This is a genomic window from Catellatospora sp. NPDC049133 (assembly GCF_040648455.1).
In the GTDB taxonomy this organism is placed as follows: domain Bacteria; phylum Actinomycetota; class Actinomycetes; order Mycobacteriales; family Micromonosporaceae; genus Catellatospora; species Catellatospora aurea.
Genome location: NZ_JBEZDT010000039.1, coordinates 54,405 through 76,793, shown reverse-complemented (window position 1 = coordinate 76,793; position 22,389 = coordinate 54,405). Strand labels below are relative to the sequence as shown.

The window sequence follows — 22,389 nt, the reverse complement described above, 5'->3', positions numbered from 1 at the left end:
CGTGCTCCCCGCAGCCGTCGCCCGCCGCGCGCTATCTCGAAAGGACTCCCCGCTCATGAGAAGGTCCCTGCGCGCCGGCCTCGCCACGCTGGGCGTGGCACTGCTGGCCGGCGCGATCTCCCTCGTCGCGATGCCCGCGGCCCACGCCGCGACCGCGACGTTCACCAAGGTGTCCAGTTGGGGCACCGGCTACGAGGGCAAGTTCACCGTCACGAACAACACCTCGGCCACCATCACCAGCTGGAACGTGCAGTTCGACCTGCCCTCCGGCACCACCATGGGCGTGTTCTGGGACGCCGCGGTGACCACGTCGGGCCAGCACGTGACCGCCAACAACGTGGGCTGGAACGGCACGCTGGGCCCCGGCGCGTCGACCAGCTTCGGCTTCAACGCCAACGGATCGGGCAACCCGACCAACTGCACCGTCAACGGCGCGAGCTGCGGCGGCGGCACGCCGCCGACCTCCTCGCCGCCCGCGGGCGTGCCGGGCAAGCCGGGCAACCCGTCGGTCACCTCGGCCACCAACAGCGCGATCTCGCTGAGCTGGGGCGCCTCGACCGGCACCGTCACCGGTTACCGGGTGTACGAGGGCAGCACCGTGCGCGCCACCGTCACCGGCACCTCCGCCACGCACAGCGGCCTGGGCGCGTGCACGTCGCACACGTACACGGTCAAGGCGTACAACAACAGCGGCGAGTCGGTGGCCAGCAACGCCGTCACCGGCACCACGACCGGCTGCCCGACCTCGAACTTCAAGGGCGCCGCGCCGTACTACTACGTCGGCTGGGGCAACCCGCCCGCGCCGTCCACGGTCATGAGCGCCACCGGTATCAAGTGGTTCACCATGGCGTTCATCCTGTCCGGCGGCGGCTGCACGCCGGCCTGGGACGGCAGCCGCCCGCTGACCGGCGGGGCCGACCAGTCCACCATCAACGCGATCCGGGCCGCGGGCGGCGAGGTCGTGCCGTCGATCGGCGGCTGGAGCGGCAACAAGCTCGGCCCGAACTGCTCCTCGGCCTCCGCGCTGGCGGCGGCGTACCAGCAGGTCATCAACGCGTACAACCTCAAGGCGATCGACGTCGACATCGAGAACACCGACGAGTTCGAGAACGAGGTCGTGCAGGACCGCATCCTCGGCGCGCTGAAGATCGTCAAGCAGAACAACCCCGGCATCAAGACGATCATCACGTTCGGCACCACGACCACCGGCCCGAGCTGGTGGGGCACCCGCCTGATCAACCAGGCGGCGGCGCTGGGCGCGAACATCGACATCTTCACGATCATGCCGTTCGACTTCGGCGGCGGCGCGAACATGTACCAGAACACGGTCAACGCCGCGGTCGGCCTGCGCAACGCGCTGAAGACGGCCTTCGGCTGGAACGACGCCACGGCCAACGCCCACCTGGGCATCTCCGGTATGAACGGCCTGTCCGACCAGCAGGAGCTGACCAGCACCGCGACCTGGACCCAGATCCGGGACTGGGCCAACGCCAACGCCATCGCCCGCCTGTCGTTCTGGTCGGTCAACCGCGACCGCGGCTGCGCCGGCGGCGGCGTCCAGTCCGCCTGCAGCGGCATCGCCCAGCCCGACTGGGAGTTCACTCGCATCACCGCGGGCTTCACCCGCTGACCCACCCCGAAACCCCCGGCCCGCGGCCATCCCCCCGATGCGCGGGCCGGGTCCCTTGGCGTGATCCACCGACTTGCCAGGCAATCGTGGGTATCCGCGGTCAAGGTGCCCGGCAAGTCGGTGGATCAACGGCGAAGCCGGAACATGAGGCTGATACGCCATTATCGTGATCACATGGACCGCAGTGGCGAGCTGAGCTCCGTGCGGCGCAACGCCGTCTTCGCGACGGTGGCACTCGGCCTGCTGCTGGCGGCGCTGGACCAGACGATCGTGGGCACGGCGCTGCCGACCATCGTCGGGGATCTGGGCGGGGCGTCCCACCTGTCCTGGGTGGTGACGGCATACCTGCTGGCCGAGACGATCGCCACTGCGCTGGCCGGAAAGCTCGGCGACCTGTTCGGGCGCAAGCTGCTGTTCCAGGCCAGCGTCGCGGTCTTCATCGTGGCCTCGTTCTTCTGCGGGTTCGCGCACAACATGGCGTGGCTGGTGGCCTGGCGCGGCGTGCAGGGAGCCGGCGCGGGCGGCATCCTGGTCACCGCGATGGCCTTGATCGCCGACTACATCCCGCTGCGCGAGCGCGGCAAGTACCAGGGCGCTCTGGGCGGGGTCTTCGGCGTGGTGACCGTGCTCGGGCCGCTGCTGGGCGGCCTGTTCACCGATCACCTGTCCTGGCGCTGGGCGTTCTACATCAACATCCCGCTCGGCCTGCTGGTCATGCTCATCTGCGCGTCGACCATGCCGAAGCTGCCGACCGCCGCCCGCCCGATCATCGACTACCTCGGCATCGCGATGATCGCGGTGGCGTCCACCTGCCTGATCCTGATGACCAGCTGGGGCGGCACGGAGTTCCCGTGGCTGTCCCCGGAGATCCTCGGACTGGGCGTCGGCGGCCTCGTCGCGCTGCTGCTGTTCGTGGTGGTGGAGCTGCGGGCACGAGAGCCGATGCTGCCGATGCGGCTGTTCCGCAACCCGGTCTTCACCATCTGCGGGGTGCTCAGCTTCATCGTCGGCTTCTCCATGTTCGGGGCGCTGACCTTCCTGCCGACCTTCATGCAATACGTCCAGGGCGCCTCGGCGACCGCGTCGGGCCTGCGCATGCTGCCGCTGGTGTTCGGCCTGCTGATCACCTCGATCACCAGCGGCACGATCGTCGGGCGCACCGGCCGCTACAAGTGGTTCCCGGTCATCGGCGGCCTGGTCACGGCGCTGGGCATGTGGCTGCTGTCGCAGATGACGGCGCTGACCACGCTCTGGGTCGAGTCGGCGTTCCTGTTCGTGCTCGGCCTCGGGCTGGGCATGAGCATGCAGACGCTCACCATCGTCGTGCAGAACACCGTCAACTACCACGACCTGGGTGTGGCCACCTCCGGCGTGACCTTCCTGCGTACGCTCGGCAGCGCGTTCGGGGTCGCGCTGTTCGGCACGGTGTACACCCACTCGCTGCAGACGCAGCTGGAGCGGTTCGGGCCCCTGCTCGGGGGGCTCGACCCGCGCCGGCTGGAGAGCCCGGCCGGCGTGCACAGCCTGCCCGCCCCGATCCGGCTGCTGGTGGTCGGCGGCTACACCGAGGCGCTGCACATGGTGTTCCTGTCGGCGGTGCCGGTGGGCCTGCTGGCCGCCGTCATCGCCCTGTTCCTCAAACAGGTGCCGCTGCGCGACACCGCCCGCGCCGCCGCCACCGATCTGGGCGAGGGCTTCGGCATGCCCGAGTCGCCGGACCGCACCGAGCAGCTGGAACGCGCCGTCGCCACGGTATGGCGGCAGAAGGGCAATGCCGCCGCGCCGCACGTGCTGGCCTCGGCCGGGGTCGACGGCGGGGTCGGGCTGGCCTGGTGCCTGTCCCGGGTCGTGCTGTTCGCCGAGCACTACGGGCAGGCCCGGGTGTCCGACATAGCCGAGCACTACCACCTGCCGCCGCAGGTGCTGTGGCCGGCGTTCCAGCGCTACGTCGCCGACGGCTACCTGGGCGCGGTCGACGGCACGGTGGCGCTGACCCCGCGCGGCACCGCCGAGTACGACCGCATCGCGACCGCGTGGCGGCAGTGGCTGTCGGGCGAGCTGTCGGACTGGCACGACACCTCCGACGAGGACTTCGAGCAGGCGGTCCGGCAAGCCGGCCGCGAGCTGGTGTTCGAGGACGAGACCCCGCCCGCGCCGGTCTCGGCGGTCCCGGCGCTCCCGCAGGCTCCCGCCCGCGCGGGCCCCGGCCGGCACCGTGCGTAGGCGGCCACCACTCCGATCCGCCCGCTGACCGTCGCGCCGCCGCCGCGGTGCGGCGCGGTACGGCGCTTGATCGTTCGACTTGCCTGGCACTCGTGCGTATCTTGAGTCCGCTTTCGCCCACCTGCCTGGCAAGTCGAGCGATCTTGGCGCGCTGACCGGAGGGCGGGGTTCGGTGGGCGTGAAAACGATGTGGCCGGAGTGTGAAGCGCGTCCGATCCTCGGGATGATCATCGCCAACCGGCGGGATCGCATGTCACGCTGGCGACCATGGACACGACCGGGTTGCTCGTCGGAGGCGTAGCGCTGCTCGCGGCCACCGGCTACGGCCTGGTCCACCGGCACCGGGCGGGTAGGGTTCGCGCCGTGCCAATCCCCGCCGACCCCGTGAATCCGGTGCTGGCCGAACTCGGCGTGCGGCCGGGCGAGGTCACCCTGCTGCAGTTCTCGTCGGCGTTCTGCGCCCCCTGCCGGGCCACCCGCGTGGTCTGCGCGGAGGTCGCGCGCACCACGCCCGGCGTGGCCCACGTCGAGGTCGACGCGGAGCAGCGCCTCGACGCGGTGCGCGCCCTGGACATCTGGAAGACCCCCACCGTGCTGATCGTCGACGCCGACGGCCGGATCGCGGGCCGGGCCCAGGGCGTGCCGAACCGCGCCCAGGTGCTGGCCGCCGTCGCGCCGCTGCTGACCGCCGCGCAGCTGACCGAGGAGAAGGCATGACCGACCCCCGTGGCCCCCGGTTCGCGGCGGCCGTGACCGCTGTCGTCATGATCGTCGTGCTGCTCACCGGCTCCGGCTGGCTGGCCCTGGCGCAGGCGATCGTGTTCGCGCTGACCGCGGCGCAGCCGCGCCTCGGCCCGTACGGCCTGATCTACCGCACCCTGCTCGCCCCGCGCCTGGGCCCGCCCGCCGAGTTGGAGCCACTGGCCCCGGTGCGCTTCGCACAGGCCGTCGGTTTCGTCTTCGCCGCCGCCGCGACGCTGGGTTACCTGCTCGGCTCGCCGCTGACCGGGGCGATCGCCGCCTCGTTCGCCCTGGCCGCCGCCTTCCTCAACGCCGCCTTCGGTCTGTGCCTGGGCTGCGAGCTGTTCCTGGCGTACCGCCGCCTGGTCGGCCGCCCCCTGGCCGCCCGCGTCCCCGCCTCCTGAATCCGCCCGCCGCGTCGGACCCGTCTGCTAGAACGGCGGGATTGACCCAGTACGGCGAAGGAGTGGCTGATGGCGACACGGATCCAGGTGACGATCGACTGCGCGGACCCGGGCCGGCTGGTGGAGTTCTGGGCGCTCGCGCTGCACTACCGGCCCCAGCGGCCACCGGACGGGCACCCGACCTGGCGCTCGTACTGGCTGTCCAAGGGCATCCCGGAGGAGGAGCTGGAGGGAGCCGACGGCCTCGACTCGATCGAGGATCCCGACGGCGTCGGGCCGCGCTTCTGGTTCCAGCAGGTGCCGGAGGCGAAGGCGGGCAAGAACCGGCTGCACCTCGACCTGGCGGTCAGCGGCGGCCGCAGCGTCCCGCTGGAGATCCGCCGCGAGCGCGTCGCGGCCGAGGCCGAGCGCCTCATCGCCGCCGGCGCGACCCGCCTGCGCGTCCTCCACACCGAGGGCGCCGACCACTACGGCGAGGTCATGCAGGACCCGGAGGGCAACGAGTTCTGCCTGCACTGACCATCGTATTTGCTTGATGTGTCTGATGCGGGCATACTATGTATATGTCGCGCACGATGATCGATCTTGATGACGAGCTGCTGGCTGAGGCCGCTCGGCTGCTGGGTACGGAGACCAAGAAGGACACGGTGAACGCCGCACTGCGCGAGGTCGCCGCGCGGCTCCGGCGCATCGAGGCCCTGCGCGAGCTGCAGACGATGACGGCCCGCGGAGAGATCGACGCGGACGCGTGGGAGGCCCGCCACCTGGCCGACAAGCAGGCCGGGTGAGCACGCGGTTTCTGGCCGACACGAGTGCGGTCATCAGAGTGCTGACCGGCAAAGCTGATCAGATCTGGATCGATGCCGTGACCGCCGGCACCGTGGCCATCTGCGATCCAGTGGAACTGGAGCTGCTACGGGACACGACCACCAACACGCGCCGACCGCAGATCCAGCGCATGATCCGTTTGTTGTACGGCTGGTGCCCGGTTCCGGACGACTGCTGGGACCGGGCATTGCGGTTGCAGGACGAGCTGGCGGTCACCGCCCAGCACAGCGGGGCCTCCGCGGTCGACTTGCTGGTCGCGGTGACGGCGATGAAGAACCGGCTGGTCGTGCTGCATGATGATCGCGACTACGAGGTGATCGCGCACACCTCGAACTTGCAGGTTCAGCGCGTGGTCAGCTGACTTCGCAGAACGGGCGGAGCCCTGTCCCCGCCGAGTCGCGGGAACAGGGCTCCGTGGTCGTTCGGGTCAGGAGCGGCCGGGCTCGTGGCGGCGCAGCGCCAGGCGGGTCAGGCCGATCAGGACCACCATCTGCACGGCGAGCAGGACCATGCACATGATCCAGTTCTCGGCGGTGTGCGTGAACAAGGGGTCCTGGAAGGTCTTGGGCAGCATCTTGCCGACGTCGACCGTCGCGGCGGCCGCGCCGAAGCCCCAGCGGGTCGGGAAGACCCACGAGATGATCTCCATGACCTGCTGCCCGGCCAGCACGAACAGGCCGCCGGAGAACACCAGCTGCGCCATCACCAGGACCACCATGATCGGGGTGGTCTGTTCCGTGGTGCGGGCCAGCGCGCTGACCAGCAGGCCGAGCACCGTGGACACCAGTGAGATGCCGACCATGGCGGCGATGATCTCCACGGTCTGGCTGGGGATGACCAGGGACTCGGTCGGCGGCCCCTCGAACAGCGTGAGGTAGACGAACAGCGCCACCTGGGCGGTGTTGATGATGAAGAAGACCGTCAGCTTCGAGGCGAGGTATGCCGCCGCCGACACCCCGACCGCGCGTTCCCGGGCGTAGATCGGCGCTTCGGCCACGATCTCCCGAACCGAGGCCGCGGTGCCCAGGAACGCCGCGCCGGTCACCAACACCACCAGGAGCTGCTGCGCCTGCAGGCTGAACCCTGGCAGCTTGGCCAGACCGTCCGAGCCCGGCACCGTGTACGCGAGCACCGCCAGGATCAGCGGCATGGCCAGCAGGAACGCGCTGAAACCCCGGTCGGACAGGATGACGTTGATCATCCGCATGCACAGCGTGAAGTACTGCCGTAGGGGTGCGCTGGGGTTGCGGGCGAACAGCCCCCACGTCTTGCGGTCGATGTTGGCCCGGCCGGGTTTGGCGGACGCGACGTTGGGCCGCACCCGGGCCAATGCGTCGTCGACGCTGATCGAGGCCGGTTCGGCGTCGTCGACCGGCGCGTCGGGCACCGGCAGCACCGCGACGGGCTCGGTGAGGTCGGGCTCGTCGGTGCGCTGCGTCGGCACCAGCGGCTGCTGGGTGGTCGTCGGGTCGAAGACCACGTCGGACGGCGCGGGCGGCACCGGCAGCACGGCGGGCTCGGCCCGGTTGGTCGGGGTGACCGCGCTGACGTAGCGGGCGTACAGCGGGGAGTTGCGGAAGGCGCGGGTCCACCGCTCCGGCTCTTCGGTGATCTTCGTGAAGACGTCGGCGTAGTCCTCGGCGCCGAAGAAGCCGAGCAGCTGGTCCGGCGGGCCGAAGTAGCCCATGGTGCCGCCCAGGCACATCACCAGCACGCGGTCGCAGATGTCGAGGTGCAGCACGCTGTGGGTGACCACGACGACAGTCTTGCCCTTGTCGGCCAGCTCCCGCAGCTCGCCCATCACCTCCTTGTCCAGCGCCGGGTCCAGGCCCGAGGTGGGCTCGTCCAGACACAGCAGGGACGGCTCGGTGAGCAGCTCCATGGCCACCGAGGCGCGCTTGCGCTGGCCGCCGGAGAGCACGTCGATGCGGGCCTTGGCGCGCTGGGTGAGCCGCATGGTGTCCATGACCTCGTCGACCTTGGCCCAGCGCACCTTGCGCGGCACGTCGTCGGCGAAGCGCAGCGCGGCCGCGAAGCGCAGCGCGGTGCGCACCTTGAGCTGCTTGTGCAGCACGTCGTCCTGGGGCACCATGCCGATGCGGTAACGCAGCTGGGCGTAGTCGGCGTACAGGTCGCGCCCGCCGTACCAGAGCCGGCCCTGGGTGGCCGGGCGCAGCCCGGTCAGCGCCTTGAGCAGCGTGGACTTGCCGCAGCCGCTGGGGCCGATGAGGGCGAGCAGGCTGCCCTCGGGCAGGGCGAAGCTGACGTCGTCGATGAGCACCTTGTTGCCCAGGCGCACCGTCAGGTCGTCGGCGATGATCGAGGCGGGGCCGGTGTCGACGTGGTCGTGCAGCTGCGCGCCGTCGAAGAGCAGCTCGTGCCGCCCGATCGAGACGATGTCGCCGGCGTGCATGAGGGTGGCCTTCTGCACCTGGCGTCCGTTGAGGAAGGTGCCGTTGCGGCTGCCCAGGTCGACGATGTTGAAGGCGTCGCCGAGGCGGCGCATCTCGGCGTGGTGGCGTGAGGCCTGCAGGTCGGCCAGCACGATGTCGTTGTCGGCGTCGCGCCCGATCCGGGTGCGGATCGAGCCGTCGGTGGCTGCCGTCTGTCCGGAGGCGACCGCGGGGTCGGCCGGCGCGGCGGCGCTCTTGCGGCGTCGAGGCGTGCGGGAAGTGGAGGGGTCTGTTGACACTCGCACATCCTTGCGGCAAGACCAGTGCAGATCAAGCGCCATCCGGTCGGATCCGGCCGCCGTCGGGAACCCGATCGAGCTGCGGGCGGCCCGCGCGTCCGGGTGATATTCCCGCGGGTCCGTGAAGATCGTCACGGCGGCGATGTTCGGCGCGCACCGATTTCGGAGCTAAGGTGGTCGAGGTCGGTGCGTGGACAGTGTCCCCGGGCCTCACTTACAAAAGCCTTCACGGAATACCGTTCGGCTGGAGCCGTGTCGCGCCACTCGCCGCGAGGCGACCGCACGCACCGACCATAAGCTCTGACAGTCCGCCCGCTCCGGTGCCCGATCATCACCGGAGCGGGCGGTGCTTGTGGTGTCCGCGGCAGCGTATCGCCGTCGTTACTTCGGCGAGACTACCAACAAACTCTCGCGAAATCCATCACCGTCGCTTGATCGTGTCGTACCGCTGACAACGCCAGGTCATGACGTGCAATGGGCGGTATGGACCAACGCACCGTCATCCTCGTGCTGCTGGTGCTCGGTCTGCTGTGCGTGCCGGTCGGCGCACGCCTGCGGTTGCCGGCGCCCGTGGTGGCCACCGTGTTCGGCGTCGCGCTGGGCCTGCTGCCCGGCAGCTCGCTGTCCCTGCATCCCGAGGTCATCCTGCCCGCGCTGCTGCCGCCGCTGCTCTACGCCGCGGTGCAGCGCAGCTCCTGGCGGCAGTTCGCACGCGGCTGGAAAGCCATCCTGCTGCTGGCGGTGGCATTGGTCTTCGTGACCACCGCCGCGGTCGCCGCCGTCGCCGCGAGCATTCACCCGGCCCTGCCGCTGGGCGCGGCCGTCGTGCTCGGCGCGATCACCTCGCCGCCCGACCCGGCCGCCGTCTCGGCGATGGCCGGCCGCCTGGGCCTGCCCCGCCGCACGGTTACCCTGCTCGAAGGCGAGGGCCTGTTCAACGACGTCACCGCGCTCACCATCTACCAGGTCGCCGTGGCCGGGGTGCTGACCGGAACCCTGTCGGTCTGGGGCGCGGTCGCGTCGTTCGGCTACACGGCGGCGGTCGGCGCGGGCATCGGCCTGGCCGCCGGGGTGCTGTTCGGCTGGCTGTTCGACCGGCTGCCCACCGCCGAGCTGCGCGCGGGCCTGAGCCTGCTCACGCCGTACACCGCGTATCTCGCCGCCGACTCCGCGCACGCCAGCGGGGTGCTGGCGGTGCTCGCGGCCGGGTTCTGGCTGGGGGCGACCCGGGCCGACCCCGACGACGTGGCCGGACGGCTGTCCGGGCGCAACTTCTGGGACGTGGTGGAGGAGCTGGTCACCGGCTTCACGTTCGGGCTGATCGGGCTGGAGTTCGTCGAGGCGCTCGACGACCTCGACACGGGCGTGTGGCCGTACGCCCGCTTCGCGATCTTGATCTGTCTCACCCTGGTGGCGGTGCGTTTCGTGTGGATGTTCGGCGTCGGCGGGCTGGCCCGGCGGCTGCGCTCGCGCGACCCGGCCGACGTGCCGGTGGGCTGGGGCGAGACCCTGGTCGTGGCGTGGGCGGGCATGCGCGGGGTGGTCACCATCGCGACCGCGCTGGCGCTGCCGCGCGACTTCCCGGCCCGCTCGCAGATCGTGTTCACGGCGGCGGTGGTCGCCGTGGTCACCCTGCTGCTGCCCGGTCTGACGCTGCCGCGGCTGGTCGGCCGGCTCGGGCTGAGCACCGGCGCGAAGCGCCGCCGCCAGGCCGAGCGGGAGGTCATCGCGGTGGCCCAGGACGCCGGGCAACGGCGGCTGGAGCAGCTGCGGGCCGACGGCACGGTGAGCGCGGAGACGGCGCACCGGCTGGGCGAGTGGCAGCGCGCCATCCTGCTCGACGAGGAGGCCGAGGACGACGACTGGGTGCGCCAGCGCCGGCGCCTCGGCGACGTGCGCGCACAGCTGCTGGCCGCCGCGCGGGCCGCGGTGCTCGCCCACCGGGCGCGCGAGCCTGAGGCGGTCGACGACGTGCTGCGCCGCCTGGACCTGCACAGCGCCGTCCACTGAACGGTCGCGGACGCCCGCCGGCCGGATCCGCGCGGCGCGCCACTGGGCCTGTCGGCGTGTCCCACCGGGCCGCCGGACCGTCCGAAGCGATGCTGTTCTAGCCGCGTGACCTGCGGTTACGTATCTGCTTCGAGAGCAAAGGCGGTCTCGATGAGACCATGGCGAATGTTCGCCGCCCTGGCCGGCGCCGCGTTGGCGACGGCCCTGTCCGGCGTCGCGCAGGCGGCCCCGCCGCCCGGCCACGACTGCATCTCACCCTCGGGTGAGAACATCAACCAGCTCTACGGCGTCAAGGAGCGCATCGTCGGCCCGCCGACCTGCCGCAGCGTGCGCGAAGGAAAGCCGTTCGTGGTGGTGACGCCGTCGTGGACCACGGCCGCCGGCCCGGACGGGGCCGTCTACCCGGCCGGGTACGTGCCCGAACTGCCCGCCCCGATCGACGACTTCAACGCCAAGTTCACCAGCGCGACGTACACGATCGACGGCGGCACCGACCGGGAGCGGGTCGTCACCGCCGGTCCTGAGGTGCTGCGGACCCTCGTGGGCGCGGACGGGCTGCCGTTCTCGGGTTTCCCGTCGCCGCCGCTCAAGCCGCTGCGCGCGGGCACGCACACGTTCGCGGTGTCCATCGTGCTGTCCGCGCGGCACTGCGACGGCCTCGGCGAGAGCGTCGAGCTGAACTGCCTGCCCGCAGGGGAGACCGAGTGGTTCCCGCAGACGCCGTTCGAGGTGGTCGAGAAGTACGGGACGCCGGTGCGTCCCTGAGCCGGGAGTGGCGCCCCCGCCGAACGGGGGCGCCACCGGTCAGCGGAGCGTCACGGACTCGTGCAGGTCAACGTCGGCGGGTTGTTGGTCCCGCTGTGGTTGCCCAGGAATCCGAACGTGGTACTGGCGCCTGAACCCAGGATGCCGTTCCAGGACACGTTCTTGAACGTGGTGTAGCCGGTGGAGTTGGTGTAGGTGCTGCTCCAGCTCTGGTTGACGGACTGGCCGTTGGCCCAGGTGGCCTTGACCGTCCAGCCGCTGATCGCGGTGCCGCCGGCCGTCACCTTGATCTCGCCCTGGAAGCCGTTGCTCCAGCTGGTGCCGATCTGGGTGTACGTCGCCGAGCAGGCGCCCGGCGGGACGGACGGCGTCGCGGGACCGGGCGTCGACGGCGCCGGGCTGCTCGGCCGCGGTGAGGCGGCGCTCGGCGACGGCGACGCCGACCGCGACGGCGACGCCGACGGGATCGGCGACGGGGTGCTCGGCGGGTTGTTGATGCCGGTCACCTGGCCGTTGCCGCCGTCGAAGATGACGTCCGAGCAGCCGTAGAAGGTCTCCTGGCTGTCCGAGCGCTTCCAGACGGAGTAGATGACGTGCCGGCCGGACTTGCCCGAGGGCAGGTTGCCGTTCCAGTAGTAGTAGCCGTCCGGGGCGGGCCCCGACATCGGCGGGTGGTCGACGCTCAGGAACGGCTGCTCCTCCATGTCCGCCCAGGTGAGCGCCTGGTTGGGGTTGTAGCCGTCCTTGGTGATGTACAGGTAGAACCAGCCCGGGTGGGCGGCCCAGTTGCTGTAGCGCCAGCTGTGGTTGGCGCCGGAGGTGAGGTGGGTCAGCGGCCAGTCGCTGCGCGGCGCGTCGAATCCGGCGTACTTGGTGTAGCCGCCGCTGCACAGCGCGCCGTCGGGGATGAAGCCGCGGGTGCGGCCCTGCCCGTCGGAGCGCAGCACGCCGAACCAGTCGTAGAACGGCTGGGTGCCGCCCACGGCCGCCGCGTTCTGGCAGGCCCCGTTGGTCGGCTTGACCTCACCGGTGCTGGACTTGCCGTCCAGATAGCACAGGTAGGTGCGGCTGCCCGGGGTGAGCAGCGCGCCGTGCGCCGCCGCGGAACCAGGGTTGATCATCGTGATGGCCAGGCCGGCGGCGAGCGTGGCGGCCGCCGCCAGAGCGGCGGCCTTCAGCTTGTTCATGTGTGCTGTCCTTTCCAGCACAGGCGCGCGTCGCCGCTCCGGTGTGGAGGATCCGCGGCCCGCCGGGACGGCGGACTGCGGGACACGGAGTTGACGGGACGAGCCGTGCTGCGGATGCGGTATCACCCCTGCCGCGGCCACGGTGGGCCGGGGACAGGGGTCGAGGACGATCCGTCGCGTCGGCGCGGCTCACGCACTGGCCGGGGTGCGCTCACGGCTGCCCTCGCAGCACCACGGCATCGATATTCCACCATGTGATCAACCGGGTCGGCAATGGTTGCGCCGTGCTATCGCGGGTGCGAGCATGTGCCCGTGTCGATGACCGCGGTGCGCCGCAACGCCTGGTGGCTGCTGCCCGAGCTGCTGGCGCTCGTGCTGGTGGCCGGGCTGTTCGCGGCGGCCGGGCCGGTGGACCTGAGGGACACGCTGGCCGAGCGCGTCGCGGTGATCCTGGCCGAGTCGTCCCCGGCCGAGCACCACCAGCACGGCCACGACGTCGCCGCCGAGGACACGGTGCTGTGCACCGCCGAAACCATGGGTATGGAGCCCGCCGACGCACGGCGGGTGCAGGACGTGCGGGTGGTGTACGCGTACTTCTTCTGCGCCGCCGGCGCACCCGGACAGCCCTGGGACGTCGCGGCCCGCATCTCCGGCCCGGTCGTCGTCGAGCTGACCGACCCGCCGCAGGTGCGCATCGCCGAGGCGGGGCTCGGTTATCCCGACCGGGTCAAGGCGATGCTGCCCGACCAGTACGAAGCCTGGGCCTTCGGCGGATTCCACGACGCGAGCCTGCCCACCGCGCTGCAGCGGCAGTACCTCGACGAGATCGCCAAGGCCTGAGGCGCGCCGACCGGCGGCGGGGCCGCCCCGGTGGGCGACTAGGCTGATCATCATGCGATTCGGATTGTTCGGCACGGGCTACTGGGCGGAGCAGACCCAGGGTGCGGCACTGGTGGCCCACCCCGAGGCCGAGCTCGTCGGTGTGTGGGGGCGTGACCCGGCCAAGGCCGCCGCGCTCGCGTCGCGGCTGGGCGCCCGGCCCTACGACGACGTCGACGCGCTGATCGCCGACGTGGACGCGATCGCGGTGGCGCTGCCGCCCGACGTGCAGGCGCCGATCGCGGAGCGGGCCGCCCGCGCGGGCCGCCACCTGCTGCTGGACAAGCCGCTGGCGCTGACCACCGCCGACGCCGACCGCGTCGTCGAGGCCGTCGCGGACACCGGCGTGGCCAGCGTCGTCTTCTTCACCTCGCGCTTCGACCCGGACGTCGTCCAGTCACTGGAACAGGCCTGTGCCGCAGGCGGCTGGAGCTCGGCCCGGGTCACCATGTACGCCTCGATCTTCGCGCAGGGCGGCCCGTACAGCGGCTCGGCCTGGCGCAAGGTGCACGGCGGACTCTGGGACATCGGCCCGCACGCGCTGTCGCGGCTGCTGCCGGTGCTCGGTCCGGTGACCGAGGTGACCTCGCTGGCCGGGGAGCACGCCACCAGCCACGTGCTGGCCCGGCACGACAGCGGCGCGGTCAGCGTGCTGATGCTCACCCTGGACGCCCCGCCGACCGCGCTGCTGTTCGAGTACCAGCTGCACGGCGAGGCCGGTGTGCTGGACCTGCCGGGCGGCTCCGGCGACCCGGGGGCCAACTTCGGCCGCGCGATCGACGAGCTGCTCGCCGAGGCGCGGCACGCGGGCGAGGGCGGCCCGGCGCATCCGTGCGACGTGCGCTTCGCCCGTGAGGTGGTGGCGGTGCTGGAGGCGGCGCAGCTGTCCCAACAGGAGGGACGCACGGTCGCCCTGCGGTGACGGTGGCCGGCGGGTCCCGGACCAGGTGGGAGCTGGATCGTTCAAGCGATCCGGAATCGTGTCCGGGCAACCGTTGACACCGCAGCGGATCATGCAGCAACGTGCCGTTCATGACCGAGTACGCCTATCCGCTGCGCGCCGGCGACCTGTTGGTCGAGCGGTACCGACTGATCGACCGGATCGGCGTCGGTGGCATGGCGGTCATCTGGCGGGCCCGGGACGAGACGCTCGACCGCCTGGTGGCGCTGAAGGTGCTCGACCCGCGCCTGTCCGGCGACGAGCGCCTGCGCGAGCTGGCCCGGCGGGAGGCGTGGGCGGTGGCCCGCCTCAACCACCCGGACGTGGCCGGGGTGCACGACTTCGTGCGCACCAGCACGCCGGACGGCCAGGAGATCGCGCTCATCGTGCTGCAGCTGGTGGCCGGTGAGCCGCTCGCGGACCGGATCGCCCTGGGCGCGCTGGGCTGGCGGGAGGCGGTGCGCATCGGCGCGCGCATAGCCGCGGTGCTGGAGGTGGCGCACCGCCGGGGCGTGGTGCACCGCGACATCACCCCGGACAACGTGATGGTGCACGGCGAGCAGGTCACCGTCCTCGACTTCGGCATCGCGGCCCGCATCGGCGAGCCCGACGACGACAGCACCGGCGCCAGCTTCGGCACCCCGGCCTACGTCGCGCCCGAGCGGCTGGACGGCATGCCGGCCGAGTCCGCCACGGACGTGTACGCGCTGGGTGTGGTGCTGTACGAGATGCTGACCGGCCGCCCGCCGTTCCGGGTGCGCGGCTGGGACGACGTCGCCGCCGACCACGGCCCCGTGGTGCCGCCGGACGTTCCCGAGCTGCCCCGCTCCGTGGTGGCGCTGGTGACGTCGGCGTTGAGCCGCGAACCTGCGGCACGCCCGACGGCCGCCGAGGCGACCCGGGTGCTGCGGGCGGCGCTGGTGCGCGCGCCCCGGCGGCTGCTGCCGGTGGCGGCGGTCGCGGCCGGGGTCGCCGTGCTCGGGGTGCTGGCCTGGACGCTGCCCCTGCGCGACTCCCCGGACGACCCGGGCCAGGCGGTCGGCACGACGCCCGCGAGCACGCCCGGGTTCGGCACGCAGCCCGCGTCGGGCAGTCCGTCTGCCGCGCCCGCCACGACGCCCGCAGTGTCCCCGGCCGCGACCGGGACCAGGCCGACGCCGGGCCCGTCCACTCCGGCCGGGCCGACGACCGGCCCTTCGGCAGCCCCGGTCCTCAGCGTCAAGCAGGCGCAGGACGCCGCGCTGAAGACGGTCGACGACGCCTTCGACGACGGCAAGGTGCGCGTCGACGTCGCGACCGACCTGCGCAACACCGTGAACAACCTGGTGCAGGCCAAGCCCAAGGGCGCGTTGCTGGCCGAGCAGGTGCAGGCGGCCCACACGAAGATCGACCAGCGGGTCGGCGAGGGCACGCTGGACTATGCGGTCGGCGAGCAGCTGCACGGCGACGTCGCGGCGCTGGGGCGGGCCCTGGCGGCCTGATCGGGGCCGGAAAAAGCTACGGGCCGGGCGGCCTCGAAAGGTCGCCCGGCCCAGTCACCCGGCGGCGCGGACGCGTGGGTCACCCACCGCCGGGGAGGCTCTACAGGCCGTTGGCGCGGATCACCTCGCGGTACCAGTGCGCGCTGGCCTTGGGTGTGCGCTGCTGGGAGGCGTAGTCGATGTAGACCAGGCCCCAGCGCTCGTCGTAGCCTTCCTGCCACTCGAAGTTGTCCATCAGCGACCACACGTGGTAGCTCTCCAGGTTCACCCCGTCGGTGACGGCCCGGTGCGTGGCGGCGAAGTGGTCGCGCAGGAAGACGATGCGGCCGGTGTCCTGCACCGTGCCGTCGGCGTCCAGCACGTCCTTGCAAGGCAGCCCGTTCTCGGTGATGGTCAGCGGGATGTCGCCGTAGTCCTTCTTGATGCGGGTCAGGATGTCGTACATGCCCTCGGGATAGATCTGCTGCCAGAACGCCTCGCTGGTGGGGTGCTTGCGCACCGTCTCACCGGCGCCGGTGACGTAGATGGGGCAGTAGTACTGCACGGCGAGCAGCTCCACCGGCGACGAGATGACCTCCAGGTCGCCGTCCTTGATGTGCTGCTGCATCGGCGAGAAGCGGGCCACGTCGTCGAGCACGTCCTGCGGGTAGTGGCCCTTCAGGATCGGGTCGAGGTACAGGCGGTTCTCGTAGCCGTCGTACAGCACGGTGGCCTGCTGCGCCTCGGGGGTGTCGTCGGCGGGGTAGCAGGGGTGCAGGTTCAGCGCGGGGCCGATCCGGGTCTGCGGGCTCAGGTGCGGCCGCATCGCCTGCACCGCGAGGCCGTGTCCCAGCAGCTGGTGGTGGGCCACCACGTACGCGGCGGCCTCGTCGCGCTTGCCGGGGGCGTGCGAACCGTAGAGGTAGCCGTTCTGCACGACGGTCTTGGGCTCGTTGAGGGTGAGCCAGTTGGGCACGGCGTCACCGAGGGCCTCGGCCAGCACGGCGGCGTACTCGGCGAAGCGGTAGGCGGTGTCGCGGTTCTCCCAGCCGCCGATGTCCTGCAGCTCCTGCGGGGTGTCCCAGTGATACAGGGTGACCATCGGGGTGACGCCGCGCGCGTGCAGGCCGTCCACCAGCCGGCGGTAGAAGTCCAGGCCCTTGCGGTTGACGGGGCCGCTGCCGCCGGGGATGACGCGCGGCCAGGAGATGGAGAAGCGGTACGACCGCAGGCCCAGCTCCTTGATGAGGTCGAGGTCGGCGGACCAGCGGTGGTAGTGGTCGATGGCGACGTCGCCGGTCTCACCGTTGCGCACGCGCCCCGGAGTCTTGGCGAACGTGTCCCAGACGGACGGTCCGCGGCCGTCGATGGCGGCGGCGCCCTCGATCTGGTAGGCCGACGTCGCGGCGCCCCAGATGAAGCCCTCGGGGAACTGCAGCCCCATCGAGGTGGGCGACGGATGACCTGGCATGCGGTGCTCCTCAAATACTGGGATAAGGACTGATCATGGATGGGAACGCTCCCATGATCAGGTACAGTTGTCCTCATCCCGGTGACGGGTGGAGATGTGGTGTTAAGACTTTCGCATATGTGGCGCAAGTCTGGTGCTGCTGGGCGCTGAGGCGGAGAATGCCGTTTGGTATGGGGACGGGGAAGGGCAGTCCCCGCCCCCATCGGGTGCTCACGCCCTGTGTCTGCCGAGCGGCAGGGTCACGAGGCAGCGTGACGCGCGGGAGCCGTTGGCACGCGACGTAGTCGCGAGCTTCACCTCCTCTCCGGCACCCGGAGGGAGGTCGGTCGCCGGTCGTAGGGAGATCGGCGACCGACCGCCTCTGGGAGCGGCCGGCGATGGCGTCCGGGCGGGCCATCGACGGGACGAATTCTTACATTGATGAACATCCGTGGAAGCGTTCCCATGGACGTTTGTTGGAACGATAGCGACATCTGAGCCGGAGGGGAAGACCCTTCATCGCCCCAGAATCTGTAGGCAACCACCAGGAAATCCTTGGCTGTTAAACGAATCGGCCCCGACCTGCGGAAGCGCTCCCACGGGCCGGGCGTCGATGTGTCGGGCGTGTTTCCACATTGACACGAACGAGCGCCGCGAGGGGCCTCCGGGCGGGTTGCGCGGACCGGCTCGGGGCCGGTTCGGCGTGGGCGTCAGGACGCGGCAGGATCGCGCCACAGCGTCCACTGTGGCGGGCCGGACCGCATCGGCGGCTGCCCGGTCACGGTGAAGCCGTGGCGGCGGTAGAAGCTCAGATTGCGCTCGTGGGACGACTCCAGGTAGACCGGCAGCCCGGCGGCGTCGAACCGGGCCAGCGCGTCGGCCAGCAGCGCCGAGCCCAAGCCGCCCCCGCGCGCGGCGACGGTGGTGCCGATGAACTCCAGGTACCAGTGCTCGGCGGGCTGCTGCTCGTGCAGGCGGTCGATCTCGCCCATCCGGCCCAGCAGCCGGGGCAGCCGGGTTCCGGTGGCACGCAGCAGCGGCAGGGCCGCCCGGGCGACCGCTGGGGTGGGCAGCTTCCACTCGTGCGGCGGGGCCCACATGGTGACCGCCTGCCGGTCCGCGGTGGTGTAGACGTGGCCGCGCGGGATCGCGTACCGCAGCAGGGCCCCGAAGATGCGCTCCAGCCGGGCGTGCCGCGCGCGCGGTGGCACCATCCAGCACCACACCGGGTCGTCGCCGAAAGCCTCGGCCAGGGTCGTGGACAGGGCCGGCAGATCAGCGGGTACGGCTACGCGAATGTCATTCACGTCCGGCATCCTGCCGCATCTGCCGCGCCCGCACGAGCCCTCCCCGGCGTCGCGTCCTGCAGTTTCGGGGAAAGCGGCGGAATCCGGGACGTGATTCGCGCAGTTTCTCGGAAACTGGCGCTCGGCGAGGCGTGCGATGGTGGCTCACGCCGGCACCGCGACCGATCTTGTGCAGTTCGTGTCGCTGGGACAACTCAAAGTGCACAAGATTCACCGGCGGTGGCCGACCCGACCGCGACGCAGCGCGGGTCCGGGGCGGCGGGGTTCGGCTGGTGCTGCTGGGCTCGATCGCGGCCCAACGGGGCGGCGGCGGGCCGTACTCGGCTGCCAAGGCCGCTATGCGTCTGTAACCCTGGCGGCCAACAAGGTGGCTCACATTTCGTGAGCTGCAAAACGGCCCCGGTAGGTGCTACCAACGCCCGCCGAGGCCCAGAGCAGACCGCTTGGAGGTCTACCCATGTTTACCGATCTTAGCCTCTCCGCCCGCGCCTATCCGGTCGGCCCCGGCTACTTCTTCTCGGCGACGAACACGCCCACGCCCTGGTGGCCGTCGAGCGTGCCGGCCTCTTTCAGGAGGCGGACCGCCTGGCGAATGGTCGTCATCCCGACGCCCCAGTCCGCGGCAAGCTGTTGATGTGTGGGCAACTTGTGTCCTGGCGGCCACTCGCCCGAGGCGATGTTCTCTCGGATCAGGCGCAGAACACGATCAAGGTGCGGCTCTATAGGCATGGCAACGGTACTCCCAGCTAGACCCGCCCATGACATCACGCACCACTCACCTTCGTCTAGCGCCATGCCCGCTAAAGCCGCTACAGAATGACACGCTTCAGTGACTTGAGTTTAGCGGCTTTAGCGCTAAAGTAGCCCTGAGTCGCCTCCCAGCTAGACACTCGGCGACGGCTCATGGGCCCTCCTGGTTGGCGCTAGTGAGGGCTCACGGGTGGCCGTGCCTCGCGCCGGCCACCTCCTAAACGACCCCCGCCGTGGTGGACTGCGGTCGGTACGGCGGGGGTTCTCATAGCCGGACCGACAGAGGCGGCCCGTATGTCCAAGCCCAACCCGCGCCCCGCGTGGGCGATTCAACGCGCACAGGAATGGACGCCGGTTGACCGGCTCGCGCGCGACTTCCCCCAGCTCATCGCATGGGACACCTCAACCCGCGCCGTGCGCGCCGTACTGGCGCGCCTCCGCGCCGACCAGGGCGACGCGCCATGAGCCGCGCGCCGTCGTTCTGGCTCGCCGCAGACCGCACAAGCTTCCGCCTCGGCGATACCGTCGCAACCGAGTCTGGTGAGGGTCCTGTGGTCGCCGCGTCCGCCGCGGGCTGGCCCGTGGTCGAGCTACGCGCCGGACGCCAAGCCGTGCGGCCTTACGACGTGATTACCCGCGTGCGCCGAGGCAGCGACACACGCGGCTGACGAATCCGCTTCACGTTGCCGCAGGTCGGCATACTGGCCGTCATGGGTGAAGTGGCAGAGCGCATCACGGGCGTGATTGCCCGCACGGCTGGCAACACGGTCGGATCATCGGTATCGGCGCTCTTGACCGCAGGGGCCATCGTCACGGGCAATGTAGACCTTGCACTCTGGGCTACACCTATCGGCGCGGCTGCCGGGTCGTTCACCGAGGAGGGCGCACAACTCGTGCGCCGAGCGTGGACGGATCGGGCCGACCGCGCCCAGGAGTTTGCCGAGGCCGTCGCCGAGGAGGCGGGCGTTCCCTTCGACGAAGTTCCGCTTCTCGCCACGCACGACGCGCAGACCCGCCGCCTACTGGGCACCACGCTTGAGGCCGCTACCGAGGCCAACTCGCATTGGCGTATCCGCATGCTCGCGAAGGTCTTCGTTGAGGGCCATAAAGATCCGGCCGCGGTTGACCGCATGGTCTACCTCGTTGGCGCTCTGGAGTCGGTGGAAGCACCGGAAATGCGACTCTTTGCTGCGGTGTGGTGTGAGGGACGCGGAGCCTTCCGCAGGTCAAACGACGCCTCCGCCGTCGCGAAACACCCCCTCCAGGCGAACGCAGTCCACCTGGAAAGTACGGTCCCGGTCCGCGACGCACCTCTGATGCCTGTGCTTGAAATCCTCAAGATCAATCTTGAAAAGGCCGGCCTCCTGCGATTTAGCGGCCACTCGGGCGGAACCGACGCGATTGTGACCCCTTTGGGCTACTTCTGCGTTCGGGAGTTGCTGCACCTCAACGCCCTACCCGAGCCGGGCGCGTCGTAGGCGCGGGCGGGTTCGCCGAAGTAGGAGCCCTCGGTGGCCGGTAGCCGGTTGGCTGGGGGCTTTCACGCGCCCACCAAACGAACGACTCACACGTTGCCCCAGGTCGGCATACTTACGGCCGTGGGAGAACTCGCTCAGCGCGCCTCAGCCATCGCCGCCCGCACCGCGGGCAACATCGTCAGCCCTGCCGTCACCGCGCTCATGCAGGCAGCAGCCATTGCGACCGGGCATGGCGAGCTACTCACGTTCGCTGGCCCCGTCGGCGCGTTCGCCGGCTCGCTGACGGAGGAGGGCGTCTACCTCGTGCGCGAGGCGTGGACGGACCGCGCCCGAAGGGTGGAGGCGTTCGCCGAGGCAGTGAGCGAAGAGGCGGGCGTCCCGATTGACGAGACTCCACTTCTAGCAGTGGAGAACAGGTCGGCGCGCCGACTGCTAGGCATCACCGTGGAGAACGCCACCGAGGCCGAGTCTGAGTGGCGCGTGAGGATGTTGGCGAAGGCCTTCGTGCACGGGGTGAAGGACCCGGCGAAGGTTGACACGATGGCGTACTTAATCCGCGTGCTCAAGCCGCTCGACGTGCCCCACGTTCGCCTCCTCGCTGTCGTGGCAGACGCCGAGAGAAATAACGAGGGGCACCCGCTGCCAGCAATCGGAAGGCGTGGCGTCCAGCTCAAAGAAGCTCTGCACTCCCGTGACCGGAACCTCCTGCCGGTCCTTGAGATTCTCCGTCTCGACCTATTGACCTCGGCCGTTATCGCGGAAAACGTGAACAACGGCGGCTACAACCTGACAGACCTTGGTGCGTTCTGCACCGAGGCGCTGCTCAGCCTCGACGCGATGCCAGCGCCAGCCGACACGCTCGGCGATGTTCGCGCGGCGTAGGCGCGGGGGAGCGCCGGAGACGGCCCGAGCGACTCCCCGTGACGGAATGACGGAACTATCGTCACTCTATATAGATGCTCAAGAGAAGACTCCTTGAGCAGTAATAGGGAATGACGTTTGTCCGTCACTTTCGTCATACGCCCGCACTCCCCGCGCCTCCGCCCGCGCCCGTGAACACCCTGAGGCCCCCTGGCCCGTTCGTCGGTTGCCCGCACATCCCGACGACGCCCAGGACCAGCCGAAGCCCAGCCATGTTGATCATGCGCCGGCCCTGTGACCTACCGCGGGTTCGGCCGACGGCCCGAGCTGTGCTCGCACGCCTGTGTCCGCGTCCAGCGCGCCGCGGACGCGCGCGACCGCCGAGCCCGTGAGCGCGCCGCCCCGGTCGCCAAGGTTGGCCCTGAGGCCAAGGCCTTCGTAGAGCGTCGCCGCCAGCACATCGCCGCTCACCCCCGCGTCGCGGTCATCCGCGCGCACGACGAACACCTGATTGAGGCTGCGGAGGTGGGCACGCCGCACGGGTGGCGCAGACCCTGGTCGGCCGCGTCGGCCGGCCGCAGGACATCGCGGACGCGGTGTGATGGCTGGCAGGGGAGTCGGGCGGCTACGTGACCGGTCAGTTCATCAACGTCAACGGCGGCTCGGTACTGGGCCGCTGACCGCGCACCTGCTCCAGCTAGCCGGCATTCGGCCTGGCCACGCGCGGCAGATGTTAAGAAGGGCACCTTCACAACGCGGAGCGTTGTGAAGGTGCCCTTCCTTC

21 protein-coding genes and 2 pseudogenes are annotated in these 22,389 nt (G+C 70.7%); 17 read left to right on the top strand and 6 right to left on the bottom strand.

What is annotated here, in order from left to right; translation table 11 throughout:
• The first annotated feature begins 55 nt into the window (after positions 1-55).
• The 7 genes from AB0B35_RS34055 (at position 56) to AB0B35_RS34025 (ending at position 6,187) form a co-directional block, all read left to right on the top strand.
• Complete coding sequence (locus tag AB0B35_RS34055; RefSeq protein WP_360541033.1) at positions 56-1,630, top strand: cellulose binding domain-containing protein; 1,575 nt, start codon at positions 56-58, stop codon at positions 1,628-1,630.
• 174 nt (positions 1,631-1,804) lie between these two features.
• Positions 1,805-3,853, top strand: coding sequence for an MDR family MFS transporter (locus tag AB0B35_RS34050; protein ID WP_361053540.1), 2,049 nt, complete (start codon positions 1,805-1,807; stop codon positions 3,851-3,853).
• Positions 3,854-4,120: 267 nt separating this feature from the next.
• Positions 4,121-4,570 (top strand): thioredoxin family protein, encoded by a 450-nt coding sequence (locus tag AB0B35_RS34045; RefSeq protein ID WP_360541037.1) that lies wholly within the window; start codon positions 4,121-4,123, stop codon positions 4,568-4,570.
• Positions 4,567-4,998 (top strand): DUF4395 domain-containing protein, encoded by a 432-nt coding sequence (locus tag AB0B35_RS34040; RefSeq protein WP_360541039.1) that lies wholly within the window; start codon positions 4,567-4,569, stop codon positions 4,996-4,998. The genes AB0B35_RS34045 and AB0B35_RS34040 overlap by 4 nt, the downstream gene beginning before the upstream one ends.
• 69 nt (positions 4,999-5,067) lie before the next feature.
• On the top strand, positions 5,068-5,517 hold the full coding sequence (locus AB0B35_RS34035; protein WP_361053537.1) for a VOC family protein: 450 nt from the start codon (positions 5,068-5,070) through the stop codon (positions 5,515-5,517).
• A gap of 44 nt (positions 5,518-5,561) precedes the next feature.
• On the top strand, positions 5,562-5,786 hold the full coding sequence (locus AB0B35_RS34030) for a type II toxin-antitoxin system VapB family antitoxin (RefSeq protein WP_361053534.1): 225 nt from the start codon (positions 5,562-5,564) through the stop codon (positions 5,784-5,786).
• Positions 5,783-6,187 (top strand): PIN domain-containing protein, encoded by a 405-nt coding sequence (locus tag AB0B35_RS34025; protein ID WP_360541043.1) that lies wholly within the window; start codon positions 5,783-5,785, stop codon positions 6,185-6,187. The genes AB0B35_RS34030 and AB0B35_RS34025 overlap by 4 nt, the downstream gene beginning before the upstream one ends.
• Positions 6,188-6,253: 66 nt before the next feature.
• On the opposite strand, the gene AB0B35_RS34020 is transcribed toward AB0B35_RS34025, so the two are convergent.
• Entirely contained in the window at positions 6,254-8,518 is a 2,265-nt protein-coding gene (locus AB0B35_RS34020) for an ATP-binding cassette domain-containing protein (protein ID WP_361053531.1), read from the bottom strand.
• A gap of 483 nt (positions 8,519-9,001) precedes the next feature.
• Between AB0B35_RS34020 and AB0B35_RS34015 the strand changes: the two genes are divergently transcribed.
• Together AB0B35_RS34015 and AB0B35_RS34010 are read left to right on the top strand one after the other, a co-directional pair.
• Positions 9,002-10,528: a sodium:proton antiporter gene (locus tag AB0B35_RS34015; RefSeq protein ID WP_361053528.1), complete on the top strand. Its 1,527-nt coding sequence runs from the start codon at positions 9,002-9,004 to the stop codon at positions 10,526-10,528.
• Between the two features lie 150 nt (positions 10,529-10,678).
• Positions 10,679-11,293 (top strand): hypothetical protein, encoded by a 615-nt coding sequence (locus AB0B35_RS34010; RefSeq protein ID WP_361053525.1) that lies wholly within the window; start codon positions 10,679-10,681, stop codon positions 11,291-11,293.
• A 50-nt stretch (positions 11,294-11,343) separates the two neighbouring features.
• On the opposite strand, the gene AB0B35_RS34005 is transcribed toward AB0B35_RS34010, so the two are convergent.
• Positions 11,344-12,480 (bottom strand): lytic polysaccharide monooxygenase, encoded by a 1,137-nt coding sequence (locus tag AB0B35_RS34005; RefSeq protein ID WP_361053522.1) that lies wholly within the window; start codon positions 12,478-12,480, stop codon positions 11,344-11,346.
• 312 nt (positions 12,481-12,792) lie between these two features.
• Here AB0B35_RS34005 and AB0B35_RS34000 point away from each other — a divergent pair, with 312 nt between their 5' ends.
• From AB0B35_RS34000 to AB0B35_RS33990, 3 genes are all read left to right on the top strand, one after another.
• Positions 12,793-13,320, top strand: coding sequence for a hypothetical protein (locus tag AB0B35_RS34000; protein ID WP_360541052.1), 528 nt, complete (start codon positions 12,793-12,795; stop codon positions 13,318-13,320).
• Between the two features lie 49 nt (positions 13,321-13,369).
• Positions 13,370-14,281 (top strand): Gfo/Idh/MocA family oxidoreductase, encoded by a 912-nt coding sequence (locus tag AB0B35_RS33995; RefSeq protein ID WP_361053578.1) that lies wholly within the window; start codon positions 13,370-13,372, stop codon positions 14,279-14,281.
• 110 nt (positions 14,282-14,391) lie between these two features.
• Positions 14,392-15,780: a protein kinase gene (locus AB0B35_RS33990; protein ID WP_361053519.1), complete on the top strand. Its 1,389-nt coding sequence runs from the start codon at positions 14,392-14,394 to the stop codon at positions 15,778-15,780.
• A gap of 100 nt (positions 15,781-15,880) precedes the next feature.
• On the opposite strand, the gene AB0B35_RS33985 is transcribed toward AB0B35_RS33990, so the two are convergent.
• Together AB0B35_RS33985 and AB0B35_RS33980 are read right to left on the bottom strand one after the other, a co-directional pair.
• Positions 15,881-17,230 carry a GH1 family beta-glucosidase gene (locus AB0B35_RS33985; RefSeq protein ID WP_361053516.1) on the bottom strand — a complete coding sequence of 450 codons (1,350 nt, stop codon included), beginning with the start codon at positions 17,228-17,230 and terminating at the stop codon, positions 15,881-15,883.
• Positions 17,231-17,919: 689 nt separating this feature from the next.
• On the bottom strand, positions 17,920-18,516 hold the full coding sequence (locus AB0B35_RS33980; protein WP_361053513.1) for a GNAT family N-acetyltransferase: 597 nt from the start codon (positions 18,514-18,516) through the stop codon (positions 17,920-17,922).
• Between the two features lie 248 nt (positions 18,517-18,764).
• On the opposite strand from AB0B35_RS33980, the pseudogene AB0B35_RS33975 reads away from it, so the two are divergent.
• Positions 18,765-18,857 (top strand): annotated as a pseudogene (locus tag AB0B35_RS33975) (short-chain dehydrogenase); the annotation flags it as partial.
• Between the two features lie 166 nt (positions 18,858-19,023).
• On the opposite strand, the gene AB0B35_RS33970 reads toward AB0B35_RS33975, so the two are convergent.
• Positions 19,024-19,245, bottom strand: coding sequence for a winged helix-turn-helix domain-containing protein (locus tag AB0B35_RS33970; protein ID WP_361053510.1), 222 nt, complete (start codon positions 19,243-19,245; stop codon positions 19,024-19,026).
• Between the two features lie 315 nt (positions 19,246-19,560).
• Between AB0B35_RS33970 and AB0B35_RS33965 the strand changes: the two genes are divergently transcribed.
• The 3 genes from AB0B35_RS33965 (at position 19,561) to AB0B35_RS33955 (ending at position 21,626) form a co-directional block, all read left to right on the top strand.
• Positions 19,561-19,731 (top strand): hypothetical protein, encoded by a 171-nt coding sequence (locus tag AB0B35_RS33965; RefSeq protein WP_361053507.1) that lies wholly within the window; start codon positions 19,561-19,563, stop codon positions 19,729-19,731.
• Between the two features lie 245 nt (positions 19,732-19,976).
• Positions 19,977-20,744 (top strand): hypothetical protein, encoded by a 768-nt coding sequence (locus AB0B35_RS33960; protein WP_361053504.1) that lies wholly within the window; start codon positions 19,977-19,979, stop codon positions 20,742-20,744.
• 120 nt (positions 20,745-20,864) lie between these two features.
• Entirely contained in the window at positions 20,865-21,626 is a 762-nt protein-coding gene (locus tag AB0B35_RS33955) for a hypothetical protein (RefSeq protein ID WP_361053501.1), read from the top strand.
• Between the two features lie 258 nt (positions 21,627-21,884).
• Here AB0B35_RS33955 and AB0B35_RS33950 read toward each other — a convergent pair whose 3' ends face one another.
• Complete coding sequence (locus AB0B35_RS33950; protein ID WP_361053498.1) at positions 21,885-22,112, bottom strand: hypothetical protein; 228 nt, start codon at positions 22,110-22,112, stop codon at positions 21,885-21,887.
• Positions 22,113-22,132: 20 nt separating this feature from the next.
• Between AB0B35_RS33950 and AB0B35_RS33945 the strand changes: the two are divergent.
• Positions 22,133-22,285, top strand: a pseudogene (locus AB0B35_RS33945) (SDR family oxidoreductase); the annotation flags it as partial.
• Positions 22,286-22,389 lie beyond the last annotated feature (104 nt).